This is a genomic window from Wenyingzhuangia gilva, assembly GCF_030519655.1.
GTDB classification, from domain to species: Bacteria; Bacteroidota; Bacteroidia; order Flavobacteriales; family Flavobacteriaceae; genus Wenyingzhuangia; species Wenyingzhuangia gilva.
In genome coordinates this window covers 1,091,116-1,110,182 of the sequence record NZ_JAUMIT010000001.1, presented here as the reverse complement: position 1 = coordinate 1,110,182, position 19,067 = coordinate 1,091,116, and the positions used below count along the sequence as shown (strand labels likewise).

At 32.6% G+C, this 19,067-nt stretch carries 17 protein-coding genes and 1 pseudogene; 12 read left to right on the top strand and 6 right to left on the bottom strand.

All coding sequences use genetic code 11. The features are described 5' to 3' along the window. From porL to topA, 4 genes are all read right to left on the bottom strand, one after another. Entirely contained in the window at nucleotides 1–669 is a 669-nt protein-coding gene (gene porL / locus QVZ41_RS05010) for a type IX secretion system motor protein PorL/GldL (RefSeq protein ID WP_302883448.1), read from the bottom strand. A 43-nt stretch (nucleotides 670–712) separates the two neighbouring features. Further along, on the bottom strand, nucleotides 713–2,089 hold the full coding sequence (gene porK / locus QVZ41_RS05005; RefSeq protein ID WP_302883447.1) for a T9SS ring complex lipoprotein PorK/GldK: 1,377 nt from the start codon (nucleotides 2,087–2,089) through the stop codon (nucleotides 713–715). Between the two features lie 96 nt (nucleotides 2,090–2,185). Next, complete coding sequence (locus QVZ41_RS05000; RefSeq protein ID WP_302883446.1) at nucleotides 2,186–3,340, bottom strand: formimidoylglutamase; 1,155 nt, start codon at nucleotides 3,338–3,340, stop codon at nucleotides 2,186–2,188. Between the two features lie 14 nt (nucleotides 3,341–3,354). After that, the gene (gene topA / locus QVZ41_RS04995) at nucleotides 3,355–5,868 is read right to left on the bottom strand and encodes a type I DNA topoisomerase (protein ID WP_302883445.1); all 2,514 of its coding nucleotides are present in this window, start codon (nucleotides 5,866–5,868) and stop codon (nucleotides 3,355–3,357) included. A 170-nt stretch (nucleotides 5,869–6,038) separates the two neighbouring features. On the opposite strand from topA, the gene miaB reads away from it, so the two are divergent. From miaB to groL, 8 genes and pseudogenes are all read left to right on the top strand, one after another. After that, a complete protein-coding gene (miaB, locus tag QVZ41_RS04990; protein ID WP_302883444.1) occupies nucleotides 6,039–7,493 on the top strand; it encodes a tRNA (N6-isopentenyl adenosine(37)-C2)-methylthiotransferase MiaB in 1,455 nt (484 codons plus the stop codon). A 21-nt stretch (nucleotides 7,494–7,514) separates the two neighbouring features. Then, entirely contained in the window at nucleotides 7,515–8,747 is a 1,233-nt protein-coding gene (locus QVZ41_RS04985; RefSeq protein ID WP_302883443.1) for a sigma-54 interaction domain-containing protein, read from the top strand. Between the two features lie 28 nt (nucleotides 8,748–8,775). Further along, nucleotides 8,776–9,285 carry an LptE family protein gene (locus QVZ41_RS04980; RefSeq protein ID WP_302883442.1) on the top strand — a complete coding sequence of 170 codons (510 nt, stop codon included), beginning with the start codon at nucleotides 8,776–8,778 and terminating at the stop codon, nucleotides 9,283–9,285. Nucleotides 9,286–9,289: 4 nt separating this feature from the next. Then, complete coding sequence (locus QVZ41_RS04975; protein WP_302883441.1) at nucleotides 9,290–10,024, top strand: hypothetical protein; 735 nt, start codon at nucleotides 9,290–9,292, stop codon at nucleotides 10,022–10,024. Beyond that, nucleotides 10,021–10,389, top strand: coding sequence for a preprotein translocase subunit SecG (gene secG, locus QVZ41_RS04970; protein WP_302883440.1), 369 nt, complete (start codon nucleotides 10,021–10,023; stop codon nucleotides 10,387–10,389). Before QVZ41_RS04975 ends, secG begins: the two co-directional genes overlap by 4 nt. A 134-nt stretch (nucleotides 10,390–10,523) precedes the next feature. Then, nucleotides 10,524–10,799 carry a co-chaperone GroES gene (locus QVZ41_RS04965; RefSeq protein ID WP_302883439.1) on the top strand — a complete coding sequence of 92 codons (276 nt, stop codon included), beginning with the start codon at nucleotides 10,524–10,526 and terminating at the stop codon, nucleotides 10,797–10,799. A 134-nt stretch (nucleotides 10,800–10,933) separates the two neighbouring features. Next, a pseudogene (locus tag QVZ41_RS04960) lies at nucleotides 10,934–11,197 on the top strand (four helix bundle protein). Between the two features lie 45 nt (nucleotides 11,198–11,242). Continuing rightward, nucleotides 11,243–12,868: a chaperonin GroEL gene (gene groL, locus QVZ41_RS04955; protein ID WP_302883438.1), complete on the top strand. Its 1,626-nt coding sequence runs from the start codon at nucleotides 11,243–11,245 to the stop codon at nucleotides 12,866–12,868. Between the two features lie 72 nt (nucleotides 12,869–12,940). Here groL and QVZ41_RS04950 read toward each other — a convergent pair whose 3' ends face one another. Beyond that, the gene (locus QVZ41_RS04950) at nucleotides 12,941–14,365 is read right to left on the bottom strand and encodes a DUF4270 family protein (protein WP_302883437.1); all 1,425 of its coding nucleotides are present in this window, start codon (nucleotides 14,363–14,365) and stop codon (nucleotides 12,941–12,943) included. A 9-nt stretch (nucleotides 14,366–14,374) separates the two neighbouring features. Beyond that, nucleotides 14,375–15,184: a glycogen/starch synthase gene (locus QVZ41_RS04945; RefSeq protein WP_302883436.1), complete on the bottom strand. Its 810-nt coding sequence runs from the start codon at nucleotides 15,182–15,184 to the stop codon at nucleotides 14,375–14,377. A 103-nt stretch (nucleotides 15,185–15,287) separates the two neighbouring features. On the opposite strand from QVZ41_RS04945, the gene panC reads away from it, so the two are divergent. From panC to radA, 4 genes are all read left to right on the top strand, one after another. Continuing rightward, nucleotides 15,288–16,130, top strand: a complete 843-nt coding sequence (panC, locus tag QVZ41_RS04940) for a pantoate--beta-alanine ligase (protein WP_302883435.1) — start codon at nucleotides 15,288–15,290, stop codon at nucleotides 16,128–16,130. Nucleotides 16,131–16,185: 55 nt separating this feature from the next. Beyond that, on the top strand, nucleotides 16,186–16,536 hold the full coding sequence (panD, locus tag QVZ41_RS04935) for an aspartate 1-decarboxylase (RefSeq protein WP_302883434.1): 351 nt from the start codon (nucleotides 16,186–16,188) through the stop codon (nucleotides 16,534–16,536). Nucleotides 16,537–16,538: 2 nt separating this feature from the next. Continuing rightward, nucleotides 16,539–17,507 carry a lysylphosphatidylglycerol synthase transmembrane domain-containing protein gene (locus tag QVZ41_RS04930; RefSeq protein WP_302883433.1) on the top strand — a complete coding sequence of 323 codons (969 nt, stop codon included), beginning with the start codon at nucleotides 16,539–16,541 and terminating at the stop codon, nucleotides 17,505–17,507. 96 nt (nucleotides 17,508–17,603) lie between these two features. After that, nucleotides 17,604–18,959, top strand: a complete 1,356-nt coding sequence (radA, locus tag QVZ41_RS04925) for a DNA repair protein RadA (RefSeq protein ID WP_302883432.1) — start codon at nucleotides 17,604–17,606, stop codon at nucleotides 18,957–18,959. The last annotated feature ends 108 nt before the right edge of the window (nucleotides 18,960–19,067 follow it).

The window sequence follows — 19,067 nt, the reverse complement described above, 5'->3', positions numbered from 1 at the left end:
TTATTTATTTCCCATTGCTGATAACATTCCTCCATAAACGTTGTTTAATGAAGCAATATTTTTAGACAAACTTTCCATTTGTTTAGTCAACTCCTCTGATTTTTCAGAGACTGAATTCACCAATTTGGTTTGATTATTTAATACTTCCATTTGAGCAGATTGCACTTTATTCATACTATCCTCTTGAGTAGCATACATAGCGTTTATCTTTTCTAAATGATTAGCTGCAGCATTTATTTCTTTGTTGTATTTACTTGTATCAGCAACTGAACTAGAGCTTTCTCCTATCTGCTTTGCAGCATCCGATAGGTTGTTCATACTTGTTGTTAATTTATTGATTACGTTAGCATCTAAATTAGAAGCAGCCAACATTTCATCTATCTTTTTAGTCAACAAACCTTCTGGTGTTTCTTCTTTTTTCTTTTTTGATGAGCTTCCACTACCTGTTAACTCAGGGTACACTAATGACCAATCTAATTCTTCTTTAGGCAAGGGTTCAAAAGCAGAAATTACGAAAATAAAAGCTTCGGTTCCTAAACCAATAATCAACATTTCACTAGCCAATTCCCAGTGCATTAATTTAAATAAAGCTCCCAAAATAACAATTGCTCCTCCTAAACCATAAGCCATTGCCATAAATTTCTTAAATCCTGTTGAGTTTAAATCCATAAGTGTAAAAAATAGTTTGTGTTAATTTTCTTTGTTAGATTGTTTAATATTCAAGTCCCCCCCATTTGGCATCACCTAAGTAATCCTGTACGGTTCTAAACCCTATATAACTTTTTGCAGAATCTGCATATTCATAATCTCTTGTGCTTACTTCTAAAAAATAGGCTATATCTTTCCAAGAACCTCCTCTGATAACTTTTCTTTTGTTTGCAGGATCATCAATATCCGCGTTTAAAGAACTTGTAATATAAGCAGCGGTAGTGTTATATGCTGTAGATGTCCATTCAGAAACATTTCCTGCCATATTATATAAACCATAATCATTTGCTTTAAATGATCTTGCTTCTACAGTGTACGTAAATCCATCTGCAGCAAAATTATTTCTTTTAGGTTTAAAATTGGCTAAGTAATACCCGCTTCTGTCTGTAACATAAGGGCCTCCCCATGGAAATTTTCCATTTTCAATTCCACCTCGAGCAGCAAATTCCCATTCGGCTTCTGTAGGCAGTCTAAAATCTGGAATCTGAACTCCAGATCCAATTGATCTTAAGAAATCATCTTTCTTTTTAGTTCTCCAATTACAAAATGCTTTTGCCTGGTTCCAAGAAACTCCTACTACCGGATATTCCTCAAAAGCAGCATGCCAAAAATAATTGTCTACCATTACGTCATTATGAGAGTATTCAAAATCTTTAGCCCACACCGTTGTGTCTGGGTAAACATTGATATCTACTTCTGCATAATTATTTTTTTGGCCAATATTTGATTTGTTTTGTTTGGTGTTTGCTACATATGAGTATTTTAATAATTTAACATCAAACACTTTCATATCCCCAACATCTTCTTGAGGTAAATACAACTGATCCATCACTTCTGCGTATCCTTCATCAGGATACTCATCTGTTCTCCAATACAATGGCACTTTCCAATTTAGCGGTAAAGTTCCTTTGTGATTTTGCTTTATCACACCATATGTTTTTAACATATAATTTTGATAAGGTGTATATTTTTCTGGATCGGCAGTAGCATCAGCATCTAAATACTTATAATCTGCTATTCCAAAATCTGATTTATCACCTGAACCAGAAAAACCTTCTGCGTAATTAGCTAATTCAGATCTTACGATAGAGTCCCTTACCCAGTAAACAAATTCTTTATATTCACTGTTGGTTATTTCAGTATCATCCATAAAAAACTCTTTTACAGCAACACTTCTAGGAGGCATTTCAAATCCACCCCATCTATTTTCTTCTGTTTTTCCCATTGTAAAAGAACCTCCTGGTACTAATACCATTCCAAAAGGCTTTTCGGCAAACCACGGATTTTCAGATGTTGCTCCTACAAGTTCTCCTTTATCTCCAAATCCACTACAACTTACTAGAGTAATGTATACCAAGGATAAGAACAGTATTTTTTTCATATTATCTTGTTGTATCTATTTTATAGAATTGCGTAAACTTAGAAAAAAAATCTAAATCAACAATGAAAGAGGATGTCATATTCTTTCGTTGTAAACTTATGATATTTTTCTATGAACATTAAACCATCTTTCTGGTACTTTTTGCTCTATTGTATTTAAATAATCTTCATAAGAGCAAGGAACCAAAACATGTCTTTTATATTTAGATTGGGTAGGAATATCTACCTGCATCCACCATCTTTGACTTTTATCACTTTGATAAAAACTAATCACTTCATTTTCAAACGGAACCAAATATTTTAAATAACTATCTTTTGATCCGTATGGATAATCATTGGTTCTTAAAGAGTATCCTTCTATAAAATACCAAATTACCTGAGAAATTAACTTACTTGTTTGATGATTTACATCAAATAATTTATTAAACTCATAAATCCCGAACGAAGTTACTTTATCGCTAATCCCAGCATATCTTGCAATGGCACAAAGATCATCACCATACAATCCATTTGGATTTGCATTTCCATTTGCTGGTGCTTCTCCACATCTTACCACTCCCATGTCAATAGCAACAATATCAGCATCTCTCATCACAGGCTCTACAATGGCAATATTTTTTAAAGCTCCTACCCTATAGGCTTCAAAACTTAAACTCTCTATCAAAGAAATTTCTTCTTGTGAATTGTAATAAGTTTGATAACCTAAATTGGCATAATTAAACAAATTACAAGGCTGCTCTAAAATAATTTTACTTAAATATGAGTTTGAATTTAAATCATCTTCAACATTTCCAAAACTAAATTTTGGACTTGCCACAGCCAAATTCACTGCTTGATCTAATTGATTATAACCTCTATAATTGGCATAAACTAAATCTTGTCCCCCACCAATAATAATGGGTAATACATTATTTTTTAATAAAAAAGCTACGGTTTCTTGAACTGCAAAATAAGTATCTTTTATATTGTTTCCTGGTTGAATGGTTCCCAAATCTGCTATTGAAACATCCCAATTCCCAGCATATAATTGATATAACTGCTTACGTATTTCATCTGCTCCTATTCCCGTTCCCTCATTACCAACGGCACCCCTTTCTTCTCTAACATCAAAAAAAGCTAAATTCACATTTTCCAAATCAGGAAAACCCAATACTACCGTATGCTTTACTAATTGACCACCCAACATCTCTTTAGAAGTTTTTTCATCAGAAAGTACTTCCGCTGATATTGGAGTAAAAAAATCTTGAATCATAACTTTATGAAATACTATTTTTTCTTAGTCGTTTTTTTAGCTGCTGGTTTTTTAGCAGGTGCTTTTTTTGCTCTTGGTTTCTTTTTAGGAGCATTTTTTTCAATGATGTCCTTTACCTCTTCTAACGTAAGAGCAGGGGCATCTATTGTCTTAGCAAGTTCAATTTTTGTTTTTCCTTTGATAATATTGTGTCTTCCCCAACGTGCTTTCTCTACTCTAATCCCTTCTTCTTCCCAGTTATGAACAACTTTATCAATCTCTTTTTGTTTCTTAACCTCAATTAATTCAACAATATCATCATAAGATAAATTATCAAAATCGTATTTTTTATTTACGTTGATAAAAATATTATTCCATTTGATAAAAGGCCCAAAACGACCTACTCCTTTTTGTACAGGTAAATTTTCATACTCCGCAATAGGAGCATCTGCTTTTATTTTTGCCTCGATTAACTCAACTGCTCTATCATAATCCACAGACATTGGGTCTTCTCCTCTGTCTAAAGAAACATACATGTCTCCATATTTGATATAAGGTCCAAAACGTCCATTAGAAACTACAGCTTCTTCTCCTTTATATTCTCCTAAATTTTTAGGCAATAAAAACAAATCTAATACTTCTTCTAAAGTAACCGTTCCAAGATTTTGCTCTTTTAACAAACTAGCAAATTCCTTTTCTTCATCATCTGGTCCACCAATTTGTGCCAAAGGACCAAATTTACCCAAACGAACTAAGACTGTTTTTCCAGACTCTGGATGTTTTCCTAAAATACGTTCGCCACTTTCTCTTTCAGCATTTTCTGCAACATCTTTTACATTGGTATGGAATCCTTGATAGAATTCTTTAATCATTCCAATCCACTCTTCGTTTCCTTCTGCAATTTCATCAAATTGTGCTTCTACTTTTGCCGTAAATCCGTAATCAAGAATTTTTTCGAAATGTGCTACTAAAAAGTCGTTTACAATATTTCCAATATCCGTTGGCACCAATTTTCCTTTATCGGAACCTACTTTTTCCGTTAATGTTTTTGACGCTACTTTATCATTTTTTAAAACAAACTGCTCATAAGCTCTTTCTTCTCCTTCAATTGTTCCTTTTTCTACATAACCTCTACGTAAAACCGTAGAAATGGTTGGTGCATAAGTAGAAGGTCTACCAATTCCTAATTCCTCTAATTGTTTTACCAAAGAAGCTTCTGTAAATCGATAAGGTGCCTTGGTAAAACGCTGTGTAGCGGTAATATATTCATGTTCTAAAACATCACCAACAGTTAAACGTGGTAACATTCCATCTTGCTCTTCATCCTCATTATCGTTTCCTTCTAAATATACTTTTAAGAATCCTTCAAACTTGATCATTTCACCATTTGCAGTGAAAATTTTTGAATTTTTATTGTTCTCAATTCTTACATTGGTACGTTCTAATTGAGCATCACTCATTTGAGAAGCTAAGGTTCTTTTCCAAATCAAATCATACAATCTATTTTGATCGTATTCCTCATTAATTTCATGGCGAGTCATATCAGTAGGGCGAATCGCCTCGTGTGCTTCTTGTGCTCCTTTAGATTTATTATTGTAATTTCTGGGCTTGCTAAATTCTGCTCCATAAGAAACTGTAATTTCATCCGCTGCAGCTTTTTTTGCTTCATCAGATAAATTTACGCTATCCGTTCTCATGTAAGTAATAATCCCTGCCTCGTATAAACGTTGTGCAACAGTCATGGTTTTTGATACTGAAAACCCTAATTTTCTTGCTGCTTCTTGTTGTAATGTTGAGGTGGTAAAAGGTGCTGCTGGAGATTTTTTTGCTGGTTTTGTAGTTAAATCGGCAATGGTAAATTCTGCTCCAATACATTGTTTTAAGAAAGCTTCTGCTTTTTCTCTAGTTTCAAAAGCCTTTGGCAGTGTTGCTTTAAAACTTTTTCCTTCATCATTGTAAAACTCAGCAACTACTTTATAACTTGCTTCGCTTACAAATTCTAAAATGCTTCGCTCTCTTTCTACAATCAATCTAACGGCCACCGATTGTACTCTACCAGCAGACAATCCTGCTTTTACTTTTCTCCATAAAACAGGAGATAACTCATATCCTACAATTCTATCTAAAACCCTACGTGCTTGCTGTGCATCAACTAAATTATAATTAATCTTTCTTGGGTTTTCTACCGCTTTTAAAATTGCAGATTTGGTAATTTCATGAAATACAATACGTTTGGTATTATTATCATTTAATTTAAGTTGCTCTTTTAAATGCCAAGCAATCGCTTCTCCTTCACGGTCCTCATCACTCGCTAACCAAACAGTTTCTGCTTTTTTTGCTAAGGATTTTAATTTTTTAACTACTGCTTTTTTATCATCAGAAACTAAATATGTTGGAGAAAAATCGCCATCAACATCAATTCCTAATCCGTTAGACGGTAAATCTGCAATGTGTCCAAAACTCGACTCCACTTGAAAATCCTTTCCTAAAAACTTCTCTATTGTCTTTGCCTTTGCAGGTGACTCTACTATTACCAGATTATTCGCCATAAATAAATTACCCCTTTTAAAATCTCTAATTTCACACAAAAGTAGGGAGAAAAATTAAAACGAAAATTTTAATTCCTTATTTTAAGGTTTTCTTAATAATATCTGCAATGACATCTTGTCACAAATCGCAATATTTATTGTAAATTTGCATCCTTAGAAAATCACAAAAAATGAGTAGAGTTACAACAGAAGAAAAGATTATTGATGCAAACAAACAAGGGCATCCTCTTTCTACTGACTTTAAGGAAGGTAATACCAAAAAACTTTACATAGAAAGTTATGGTTGCCAAATGAACATGAATGATAGTGAAATTGTTGCTTCTATCTTATCAGAAACAGGATACAATACCACTTTAAATTTAGAAGAAGCCGATTTGGTAATGGTGAATACTTGTTCTATTCGTGAAAAAGCAGAACAAACGATTCGTAAACGTTTAGAAAAATACAATGCCATTAAAAAAATCAACCCAAACATGAAGGTTGGAGTTTTGGGGTGTATGGCAGAACGTTTAAAATCTAAATTTTTAGAAGAAGAAAAAATTGTGGATTTGGTGGTAGGTCCAGACGCCTACAGAGATTTGCCTAATTTACTGGAAGAAGTAAACGAAGGTAGAAATGCTGTAAACGTAATTTTATCTAAAGAAGAAACTTATGCTGATGTTTCTCCAGTTCGTTTAAACTCTAATGGAGTTTCTGCCTTTGTAACCATTACACGTGGTTGTGATAACATGTGTACATTCTGCGTAGTTCCTTTTACTCGTGGTAGAGAACGTAGTAGAGATCCACAAAGTATTATTTCTGAAATTAAAGATTTACAAGAAAAAGGATATAAAGAAGTTACGTTGTTGGGGCAAAATGTAGATAGTTATCTTTGGTACGGAGGAGGACTTAAAAAAGATTTTGACAAAGCAAGCGACATTGCCAAAGCTACTGCTGTTGGTTTTGCTGACTTATTAAAAATGGTTGCTGATACTTTTCCAGAAATGTGGGTAAGATTCTTTACCAATAATCCTCAGGATATGGATATTAATGTGTTACACACCATGGTAAAATATCCAAACATTTGTAGATACCTACATCTACCTGTTCAATCTGGAAGCACCACTGTGTTAGAAAGAATGAATCGTCAACACACCCGTGAAGAATATATGGAGTTGATTGATAATATTAGAACTTTATTACCGGATTGTGCTATTTCTCAAGATATGATTGTTGGTTTTTGTGGAGAAACTGAGGAAGAACATAAAGACACTTTATCATTAATGGAATATGTAAATTATGATTACGGATTTATGTTTTCTTATTCTGAAAGACCAGGAACTTTGGCCGAGAAAAAATTCCCAGATGATGTACCCGCAGAAGTAAAGAAAAGACGTTTACAAGAAGTAATTGATTTGCAAAGAAAATTAAGTGCAAACAATACCAACGCTTATGTAGGTAAAATAGTAGAAGTTTTAATAGAAGGAAATTCAAAAAAATCCGATCAACATTGGATGGCAAGAAACTCTCAAAACTATGCAGTAGTCTTCCCAAAAGGAGATGAAAAAATTGGAGATTTTGTAAAAGTTAAAATTACAGACTGTACTTCAGCAACTTTGTTGGGAGAATATGTAAGTCATTCATAATTCACTATAAAAAAAACAATTATGGAATCTGTTCAAGTAATTAAACAGCGTTTTGGAATTATAGGAAACGATCCCAAATTAAATAGATCTATAGAAAAAGCCACTCGAGTAGCTCCTACAGATATTTCTGTATTGGTAGCAGGAGAAAGTGGTGTAGGAAAAGAAAGTATTCCTAAAATTATTCATTCATTATCGCAAAGAAAACACAACAACTATATTGCGGTAAACTGTGGGGCCATTCCAGAAGGAACCATTGACAGTGAATTGTTTGGTCACGAAAAAGGAGCATTTACAGGAGCCACCAATACTCGTAAAGGATATTTTGAAGTGGCCGATGGTGGAACCATTTTTTTAGACGAAGTGGGTGAATTGCCTTTAACCACTCAAGTACGTTTGTTACGTGTATTAGAAAATGGTGAATTTATTAAAGTTGGTTCTTCAGAAGTTCAAAAAACAGACGTTAGAATTGTAGCTGCAACCAATGTAAAAATGGCTGAAGCTATTAAAAAAGGAAAGTTTAGAGAAGATTTATACTACCGATTAAGCACTATAGAAATAGAGCTCCCTCCTTTAAGAAACAGAAACGAAGACATTCATCTGTTGTTTCGAAAATTTGCATCAGATTTTGCTCAAAAATACAAGATGCCAACAGTTCGTTTAACTGATGATGCAGTAGCTTTATTAATTAGGTATCATTTCCCAGGGAACATTCGTCAATTGAGAAATCTTGCCGAGCAAATATCTGTGATAGAAGAAAATAGAAGTATTGATGCTCAAAAGCTAAAACAATATTTACCTAATTTAAGCCCTTCATCACTCCCAATGATTATTGATGAAAGCAACAATTCTTTTGGAGAAGAAAAATCAAGTCTTTTAAAAATGATTTATGATTTAAGAGCTGAATTAAACGAGTTAAAGAAAGTAACTTTAAATATTATGCATGGTAGCAAACCAAAGGAATCAGAAGCATTCCTAGAAACCTCATCTACCAAAACTCTTGCTCCAAGCCCTAGTATAAGTAACAACTCAAACCTAGTTTCTTTTCATAATGATGATGATCTTGAAGAAGATGACAATGAAGAATACTACATTGAAACCGTTGAAGAAGATGAAAATTTATCTTTACAAGACAAAGAAATAGAAATGATTAAAAAATCTTTAGAGCGTAACAGCAACAAACGTAAGTTAGCTGCTAAAGAACTAGGAATCTCTGAAAGAACTTTATACCGAAAAATAAAACAATATAATTTATAAGTTATATTTGCTCATTAAGCCATTTGTTATGTTAAAAAAACTTTTACCAAAATTTATCGTTTTCGCTACTCTTTTCACTGTAATTAGTTGTGGTATTTACAGTTTTACAGGAGGTGACACGGGTAATGCAAAAACCATCCAGGTTGATTTTTTTAACAACAATGCTAACTTGGTAGAACCTAGTTTAAGTCAATCATTTACTTTGGCTTTGCAAGATTTTTTCATTACCCAAACCAATTTGGATTTGGTTAAAACAGGTGGTGATTTACAATTTGAAGGAGAAATTACCAGATACTCTATTACTCCTATGACCGCTACTGCCGATCAAACAGCAGCACAAAACAGATTAACCGTAGAAGTAAATGTTCGTTTTTATAACAGAACTGATGAGAAAAAAAACTTTGAAAAAAGATTTAGTCACTTTTATGATTATCCTGCTAATGATATTTTACAAGGAGCCGATTTAGAAGCAGCATATGAGGAAATTTTTGAAAGAATTACTCAAAATATTTTTAACGCATCTGTAGCCAACTGGTAAAAATATGCAAGAATTTACACAAGCAATAAAAAACAAAAACATCGAGACTCTAAGTATAGAGACTCTAGAAAATATTGCTGATAAATTCCCTTATTTTCAATTAAACAAAATGCTGTTATTAAAAAAATATCATCAACAACAGCATTTTAAATACAACAATGCCTTAAAAAATGTAGCTGCACACACGGTCAATAGAGAAATACTTTTTGATTATATCACTCATATTGAAGAAAGAAAAGTTGAGGAAGAAACATCTAATATTATTCAAAAGGAGCAAATCACAAAAAAAATAATTACCGAAGAAAACACCATAGAGGAAAATATTGAACAACAAATTGCAAAACCATTTGCTTTTAACAATTCTGAAAAGCACAGTTTTAGTCAATGGTTACAAATTTCTGCTCCTAGCCCCATAAAACGTGAGACTTACAAAGAAGAAACAAACGAAAAAGTTACTAATCCTAAACTGAAAATCATCAACCAGTTTATTAATAACAACCCAAAAATAAGTCCTGTTAAGAAAAATATTCCTATTGATAGCGCTACCGTAGCCACTGCCAATACAGATATTTCAAATGAGTTGATGACAGAAACTTTGGCTAAAGTTTACCTTGCTCAAAAAAAATACGAAAATGCAATTCAAGCATACAAGATTTTAAGTTTGAAATATCCAGAAAAAAGTAGTTTATTTGCAGACCAAATACAAAGAATCAAAATATTACAAAATAATAAATTATGACTTACAACCTATTGTTAATAGTAATCATGGTAGTAGCAATACTACTTATCCTAATTGTATTAGTTCAAAACCCTAAAGGAGGAGGATTATCTTCTTCATTAACTGGTGGTTCTGGAGGTACTATTGGTGGTGTTCAAAGCACCAATAACTTTTTAGACAAAGCAACTTGGACTTTAGCTATTACTTTATTAGCATTAATTTTACTATCTAGTTTAGCAATTCCTAGAGATGAAGCAAGCAAATCTGAATTACAAAATACTATTCAACAAAGAGACGAAGTTGCTCCTGTAGATGATAAAGCAGCAGATATTGAGGATATTATCAATGAAAACGCTCCTGCTGAAGAGTCAAAAGAAGCAGAATAACAACTATTCTTACCTTATAAAAATGTCATCATGTCACTACATGATGACATTTTTTTTTAGACTTATGCCATTCATTCAATTGGCACACTTTTCGACTGTTAAATAATCAGTAATAACTTTATAAATTAAATAATATGAGCATAAACATTAAACCATTAGCCGATAGAGTTTTGGTAGAGCCAGCTCCAGCGGAAACAAAAACTGCTTCTGGATTAATAATTCCAGACTCTGCAAAAGAAAAACCTTTAACTGGTACTGTGGTTGCTGCAGGTAACGGGACAAAGGACAACCCTATTACTGTAAAGGTAGGAGATACCGTTTTGTATGGTAAATATGCAGGAACTGAATTAGCTTACGAAGGAAAAGATTATTTAATCATGAGAGAAAGCGATATTTTCGCAATCATTTAATAGCTTTAGGCACTAGGCAATACGCTTTATGTGATGAGAGATTTTAAAAAATACGACATTTGGAAGTTAAGTCATGAATTTACTTTAGAAATATACAGTAAGATTAAAACTTCCCTAACAATGAAAAATTTGGAATTATCTCACAAATAACCAGAGGAGCTGTATCTGTACCTACAAATATTGCTGAAGGTTGTGGATGAGATAGTGATGTTGAATTTTCTAGATTTCTAACTATAGCATTAGGCTCTGCATCAGAAGTAGAATATTTAATTATTTTATCTAAAGACTTAAATTACCTTACTTCCGAAGAAGCTGATGAATTGATTAAAAAAATCAATCTGATTAAGAAAAAAACATATCATTTAAAACAAAAACTAAAATTGATTTTAAGCATATAATTAGCCTATAACTTATAGCTTAAAGCATTTTATAAACAAAATATTATGGCAAAAGACATTATTTTTGATATTGAAGCACGTGATGGTTTAAAACGTGGAGTAGATGCATTGGCAAATGCAGTAAAAGTAACTTTAGGACCAAAAGGACGTAACGTAGTTATTGGTAAAGCTTTTGGAGGACCACACATTACTAAAGATGGAGTATCTGTTGCTAAAGAAATTGAATTATCAGATCCTTTAGAAAACATGGGAGCTCAAATGGTAAAAGAAGTAGCTTCTAAAACCAACGATTTAGCTGGTGATGGTACTACAACTGCTACCGTTTTAGCACAAGCAATTGTACAAGAAGGATTAAAAAACGTAGCTGCTGGTGCTAATCCATTAGACTTAAAAAGAGGTATTGACAAAGCTGTAGCTTCTATAGTAACAGGTTTGGCAGAGCAATCAAAAGAAGTTGGATCTGATTCTAGTCAAATACAACAAGTAGCTGCTATTTCTGCAAATAACGATAATTCTATTGGTGATTTAATTGCTGAAGCTTTTGGAAAAGTTGGTAAAGAAGGAGTAATTACTGTTGAAGAAGCTAAAGGAACCGAAACATATGTAGATATTGTTGAAGGGATGCAATTTGACAGAGGTTACTTATCTCCTTACTTTGTAACCAACTCAGAAAAAATGTTGGCTGAATTAGACAATCCGTATATTTTATTATACGATAAGAAAATATCTAATCTAAAAGAGTTGTTGCCAATTTTAGAACCTATTTCTCAAAGTGGTAAACCATTATTAATTATTGCTGAAGATGTTGATGGTGAAGCATTAGCTACTTTGGTAATGAACAAATTACGTGGTGCTTTAAAAATTGCTGCTGTAAAAGCTCCAGGATTTGGTGATAGACGTAAAGCAATGCTAGAAGACATTGCTATTTTAACTGGAGGTACTGTTATTTCTGAAGAAATGGGATTAACTTTAGAAAATGCTACTTTAGAATCTTTAGGAACAGCAGAAAACATTACTATAGACAAAGACAACACAACTATTGTTAACGGTGCTGGTACTACAGAAGCTATTGAAGCAAGAGTAAACCAAATAAAAGCTCAGATAGAAACAACTACTTCTGACTACGACAAAGAAAAACTACAGGAGCGTTTGGCTAAATTAGCTGGTGGAGTTGCTGTATTATATGTAGGTGCTGCATCGGAAGTTGAAATGAAAGAGAAGAAAGATAGAGTTGATGATGCTTTACACGCAACCAGAGCAGCTGTAGAAGAAGGTATTGTTGCTGGTGGAGGTGTTGCGCTTGTAAGAGCTAAAGCAGCTTTAGCAAGCATAGAGACTGACAACAGTGATGAAAAAACTGGAGTTGCTATTGTAAACAGAGCCATAGAAGAACCATTAAGACAAATTGTAAGTAATGCTGGTGGAGAAGGTTCTGTAGTAGTAGCTAAAGTAATTGAAGGTTCTGGTGATTTTGGTTACAATGCTAAAACCGAAGAATACGTTCAAATGTTTGCTGCTGGAATTATTGATCCAACTAAAGTAACTCGTGTGGCTTTAGAAAACGCAGCTTCTGTTGCAGGAATGATTTTAACTACAGCATGTACATTAATTGATATTAAAGAGGATACTCCATCTATGCCAATGGGTGGTGGTATGCCAGGAATGATGTAAGATCAATCATTCATAAAAAAGAAAAACCCCAACCTAGAGTTGGGGTTTTTTATGCTTAAAATCTAAAAAAGATTAGTCTACTATTTTAGAATAAATTACTTCTAATTTAGGTGCTTTTGTTGATGTTACATCATTTAATAATAAAGCTCCTTTAGCTGTTGTTGATGTCAAACTTATCTCTGTATTATCTAAAGCCTCTCTAGCCTTTATTCTTAATTCAGCAATCTCTCCTTCAGCCAATGCTTTTTTGATAAAATCTGTAATATAGAATTGAATATATGGATCTGTTTTAGCCTCTACATCTTCATAACCAATAACTCCATTAACAGAACCTACTCCTAAAGTAACATAATCATCAATAACAATTAAATTACCATCATTTTTAATTCCATATAAATAAAAACTTTTTAAAGTCTGATCTTTTACATCATCTAAATATATTTTTATTTTCGCTTGGTTAATTAACCAATTTTCAGCTTGGGAATCCACACTATTTGCACTGATCAAACTAGAAATATCTATGGAAGTTTCATAACCACCCGCTCCTTGAACATAAACTTTATCAGTCTCAGTACTATTTGCATGATCGTGATCGTACAAATCATAAACAGCTCCTTGAAATTTAAAGCTTAATTCTTTATCTTTTTTTATGATTGTATCAGTAGCAGTTGTGGTATTTTTATAATTGATTCTTAGTCTTGCTTTGGACAAATCAAAAGGGATTACATATCCTACTCCATCTTTTGAAGCAGTAATTTTTAAACCTTTAAAAAGTAATTTAAAATCATCATCATTAGCAATTGTTTTTTCATCAAGCTTATCTAATAATTTAGTTTTAAAATAGATATTATCTAAGTTAATCTTTAGTGAATATAATAATGAATCAGCTTCCTTATAAGTAGATTTAATTGCAATATCATTTTCAACCCCCAAAACAGTTTCGGTCCCTAAATTTTCTTTACTTCCTGCATTATTAGTTCCATCAGAATAATAAATTCTTGATGTTGCATCTGTATTTACCTGCTCCAAATAAGTGGTAAAAGTAGAAATCGTAACATCTATAGTAGAAGATACATCTCCTACTAAATTTGCTATTTCAAACTCATCTGTTGAACCTGTTTTATTGACTAGTGGTAAAGGCAGCTCTAACACAGCAACTACATCACTTGTTGTAGTAATAGCATTTAAAGTATCATTTAAGGTTCTTCGTAATGGATATCTTTCTGGTACAATTTGCCCAACAATCGAAGCTTTTAAAGTCCCTAATTTAGCATCTGAATACGCTCCTAAAAGATAGGTGTCCAATCTGCTTGTTCTTACAGTATCAATTTCAACAGTGCTTAATATAGGATCTATATTAATAGTATCCTTAAAAAAATTGTTGTTATCAATTAATCCTCCCGTAGTAGTGACAACATCACTTGTACAACTCATAAAAAAAACCATAGTACCAAGAGCTGCTATGGTTTTAAAATTTTTAATGTTCAAAAGTCTCATATATGGCTTTTAGTTTAAAACTTTTTCTGTGTAAAATTCTAAATATGCTTCTGCAAAGGTATCTTCAGTTTGATAATCTAAAAATGGTTTTTCTAAATCGTCTAAATAATCTTCTAAATCATCATTCACAAATCTACTTGCTTTGATGACTGCATCAGAGTTGTCAATAGCACTTTTAATAATATTTGCAAATGTTGGATTTTCTAACACTTTTGATTTTTCATCAGAAATTTCATCAAAACGTACTTTGTTTACTAAACCGTTATCTAAAGTTCCTTCAAACTCATTATCATAAACAGAGGTCACAATTTTTGTGTTGGCAAACAAGGCATCGTCTTTATAATATTCTTTTAGATACAGTGGCAATAAACATGCCATCCAACCATGTACGTGAATAATATCAGGAGCCCAGTTTAATTTTTTAACGGTTTCTACCACTCCTTTTGCAAAAAAGATAGCTCTTTCGTCATTATCAGCAAACATCACATCTTTATCATCTGTAAAAGTCGCCTTTCTTTTAAAGTACTCTTCGTTGTCAATAAAATAAACTTGCATTCTTTCCTTAGGAATAGAAGCTACCTTTATAATTAAAGGCATGTCCATATCATTCACTATTAAGTTCATTCCTGAAAGTCTTATTACTTCGTGTAATTGATGTCTTCTTTCATTAATCAAACCGAATCTCGGCATAAAAATTCTTGTTTGTACGCCCTTGTGATGGGCTTTTTTTGCCGCCTCGAAAGACATTTCTGACATTTCTGTTAAGGGTGTATAAGGGGTCACCTCGCTAGAAACGTATAAAACTCTCTTGTTCTTCATAAATCATTCAATTATTGAATATAATTTTGCAAAAATACGAAAAAATACCCAATATACAGGTATTTATAGTAAGTTTGCAGTTGCTTAAAAGTAAACGTAACGAATGAAAGTATTCTCTGTCAAAGAATTAGCTAGTTCTTATATTACAGACCTAAAATCCAAAGGACTAACTGTTGGTTTGGTTCCTACTATGGGAGCTTTACACAAAGGTCATTTATCATTGATTAATAATGCTAAAAAAGACAACGACATTGTAGTCGTTAGTATTTTTGTAAACCCCACTCAATTTAACAACCCTGCTGATTTAGAGAAATATCCAAGAACTCTTGAGGAAGATTTAGAAAAACTGAGAAGCGTTGATTGTGACATTGTTTTTACTCCTGAAACGAGTGAAATGTACGACAAAGATGAAGCTGCAGAAGTTTTTGATTTTGAAGGCCTAGACAAAGAAATGGAAGGTAAATTTAGAGACAATCATTTTAATGGGGTGGGTACTATTGTTAAAAAATTATTTAACGTTATTACCCCAAACAAAGCTTATTTTGGAGAAAAAGATTTTCAGCAATTACAAATTATTAAAAAATTAGTACAAATTACCAAACAGCCTGTAAAGGTTATAGGATGTGCAATTGATAGAGAAGATGATGGTTTGGCAGGAAGTTCTAGAAATATGCGTTTGACAGCCGAGCACAGAAGTTCTGCATCATTTATTTATAAAACTATTTCCAAAGCAAAAGAAATGATTACTTCATTTACACCTGTTGAAATTGAAAAATGGGTTGAGAATGAGTTTAAAAATCATCCTAATTTAGTGCTTGAATACTTCACTATTGCTGATGAAAGTAATTTAAAAACAGTGACCGTTTTTGATGAAAACAAAAATCACAGAGCTTTTATTGCTGTTTTTGCAGGAGAAATAAGATTGATAGACAACATAGCGTTGTAAATTAATTATAAAAAGTTATAACGTAAATTAAGATATAAATAATTAATTTTGCCCCATGCAAATTGAAGTAGTAAAATCTAAAATACACAGAGTCAAAGTTACTGGAGCAGATTTAAACTATATTGGTAGTATTACTATTGATAAAGCTTTAATGGAAGCCGCTAACATGATTGAAGGTGAAAAAGTGTCTATTGTAAACGTAAACAATGGTGAGCGCTTAGATACTTATATTATTCCTGGAGAAAGAAATAGTGGCGAAATTACCTTAAACGGTCCTGCTGCTAGACGTGTTGCTCCGGGTGATATTATTATTATTATTTCTTATGGATTGATGGATTTTGAAGAGGCTAAAAAATTTAGTCCATCTATTGTATTCCCTAACGAAGAGACAAACACCCTTACTTAAGATTGAAAGCTAGTACCAAAAAAACATTAAAAACGGCATTACCTCTTTTATTAGGTGCTTTTTTAATTTGGTTATCACTTTCTAAATTTTCAGAAGAAGAATTTAACGAAATAAAATCCTCTTTTTATAACGCTAATTATTGGTGGGTAGGTCTTTCATTATTTTTAGGTTTTCTTAGCCATGTTTGTAGGGCCTACCGTTGGAAATTCATGTTAAAACCTTTGGGTTATGAACCTAAATTTTACAACAACGCCATGGCCGTTTTTGTAGCTTACTTAGTGAATTTAGGAATTCCAAGAGCTGGAGAATTTACTCGTGCAGCCACTATTAATCAATACGAAGATGTTCCTTTTGAAAAAGCTTTCGGAACCATTGTAGCCGAAAGACTGGCTGATATGGTGGTTTATTTGCTTTTAATTGTTTTGGCTTTTTTTGCTCAATACGAATTGATTAAAAAACTAATCATCGATAGAATTCCTCCCAACCCAATTTTACTTGCTTGTATAGGATTGGCTGTTTTAGGAATTGCCTATTTACTTTTTAGCACCATCAAAAAATCAAAAAAACCTTTTTTTGTAAAAATAAGAACTTTTGTAATTGGATTGGTAGAAGGAATTCAGACCCTTTTTACCATGGAGAAAAAATGGACTTACATATTTTACACTTTTTTAATATGGATCCTTTACGTATTGATGTTATATGTAGTCATTTTTGCATTTCCAGAAACCAGTCACTTAGGATTAGATGCCATATTAATTTGCTTCATCATGGGAACTTTTAGCTTTGCCACCACTAATGGAGGTATTGGAGCCTACCCATATGTAATGCAACAAGCCTTGTTATTATACGCTATTCCAGAAACTATAGGAGCTAGCTTTGGATGGATTGCATGGAGCTCACAAACCATCTTGGTCATTGTTTTAGGCGGATTGTCTTTTTTATTCTTGCCTATTTTAAATAAAAATAAGTAATGAGTACAAAGTATTGAGTACTGAGAAAAACTTAATATTTATTACATTTACCTCTTTCAACTTTTACTTATTTTAAACTTTACAAACTGCTTAATAATGGCTAAAACAAAAACAGCATACTTTTGTCAAAATTGTGGTACCCAACATGCTAAATGGATGGGACAATGTAGCACTTGTAAAGAATGGAACACCATTGTTGAAGAAGTAATTGCCAAAGAAGAAAAAGCAGATTGGAAAATAGATACTGCTCCAAGAAAAGCCAATATTGCTTTAAAGGTGAAAGATATTGAAATTCAGAATGAAGTTAGATATAACGCCGTTAGTACCGAATTAAATAATGTTTTAGGAGGGGGAATTGTACCAGGTTCTATTATTTTGTTAGGAGGAGAACCTGGAATAGGAAAATCTACTTTAATGCTTCAAGTAGCTTTAAGCATGAAACATAAAGTTCTATATGTTTCAGGAGAAGAAAGTCAAACACAAATAAAATTAAGAGCAGAACGTGTTCAAAATCTAAACGAAGATTGTTTGATTTTAACAGAAACCAATACGCAAAAAATATTCAAAGCCATTCAAATAGAACAACCTGAAATTTTAGTGATTGATTCTATTCAGACTTTACATACAGATTATGTAGAAAGTTCTGCAGGTTCTATTTCTCAAATAAAAGAAACCACTACTGAGTTGATAAAATTTGCCAAAGAAACTGGAACTCCCGTTTTGGTGATTGGTCACATCAACAAAGAAGGAAGCATTGCAGGTCCTAAAATTTTAGAACATATGGTAGATGTTGTTTTACAATTTGAAGGAGATAGAAATCATACTTACAGAATTTTAAGAGCTTTAAAAAATCGTTTTGGATCTACGCAAGAATTAGGAATTTTTGAAATGAGAGCTGGCGGTTTAAGAGAAGTTAAAAATCCATCAGAAATATTAATTTCTAAAAAAGATGAAGACTTAAGTGGAACTGCTATTGCAGCTACTTTAGAAGGAATGAGACCTTTGATGATAGAAGTTCAGGCCTTGGTGAGTACTGCTGTATATGGAACTCCACAACGTTCCTCAACAGGATACAACCTAAAACGGTTGAACATGATTTTAGCGGTTTTAGAAAAAAGAGCCGGATTTAGATTGGGAGCAAAAGATGTATTCTTAAACATTACTGGAGGTATTTCTGTAGACGATCCTGCTATTGATTTGGCTGTGGTTGTAGCCGTGTTATCTAGTAACGAGGACGAATCTGTTCCTCAAAATTATGCCTTTGCTGCCGAAGTAGGTTTGGCAGGAGAAATTAGACCAATTAATCGAGTAGAGCAAAGAATTACCGAAGCCGAAAAACTTGGTTTTGAAAAAATATTTATTTCTAAATTCTGCAAAGTTTCCCAAAAAGAAACCAATATCGAAATTGTAAAAATAAGTAAAGTAGAAGATTTGGTAGGTTTACTTTTTTAATCAAAATCAAAAAAAAGATTAGTACTTTTAGTAATTGAGAGTAAAAGCCTAGACTTTTCAGTTTCTTAATAATTACAAAGTGATTATTATATTATCCTAACGTAATTA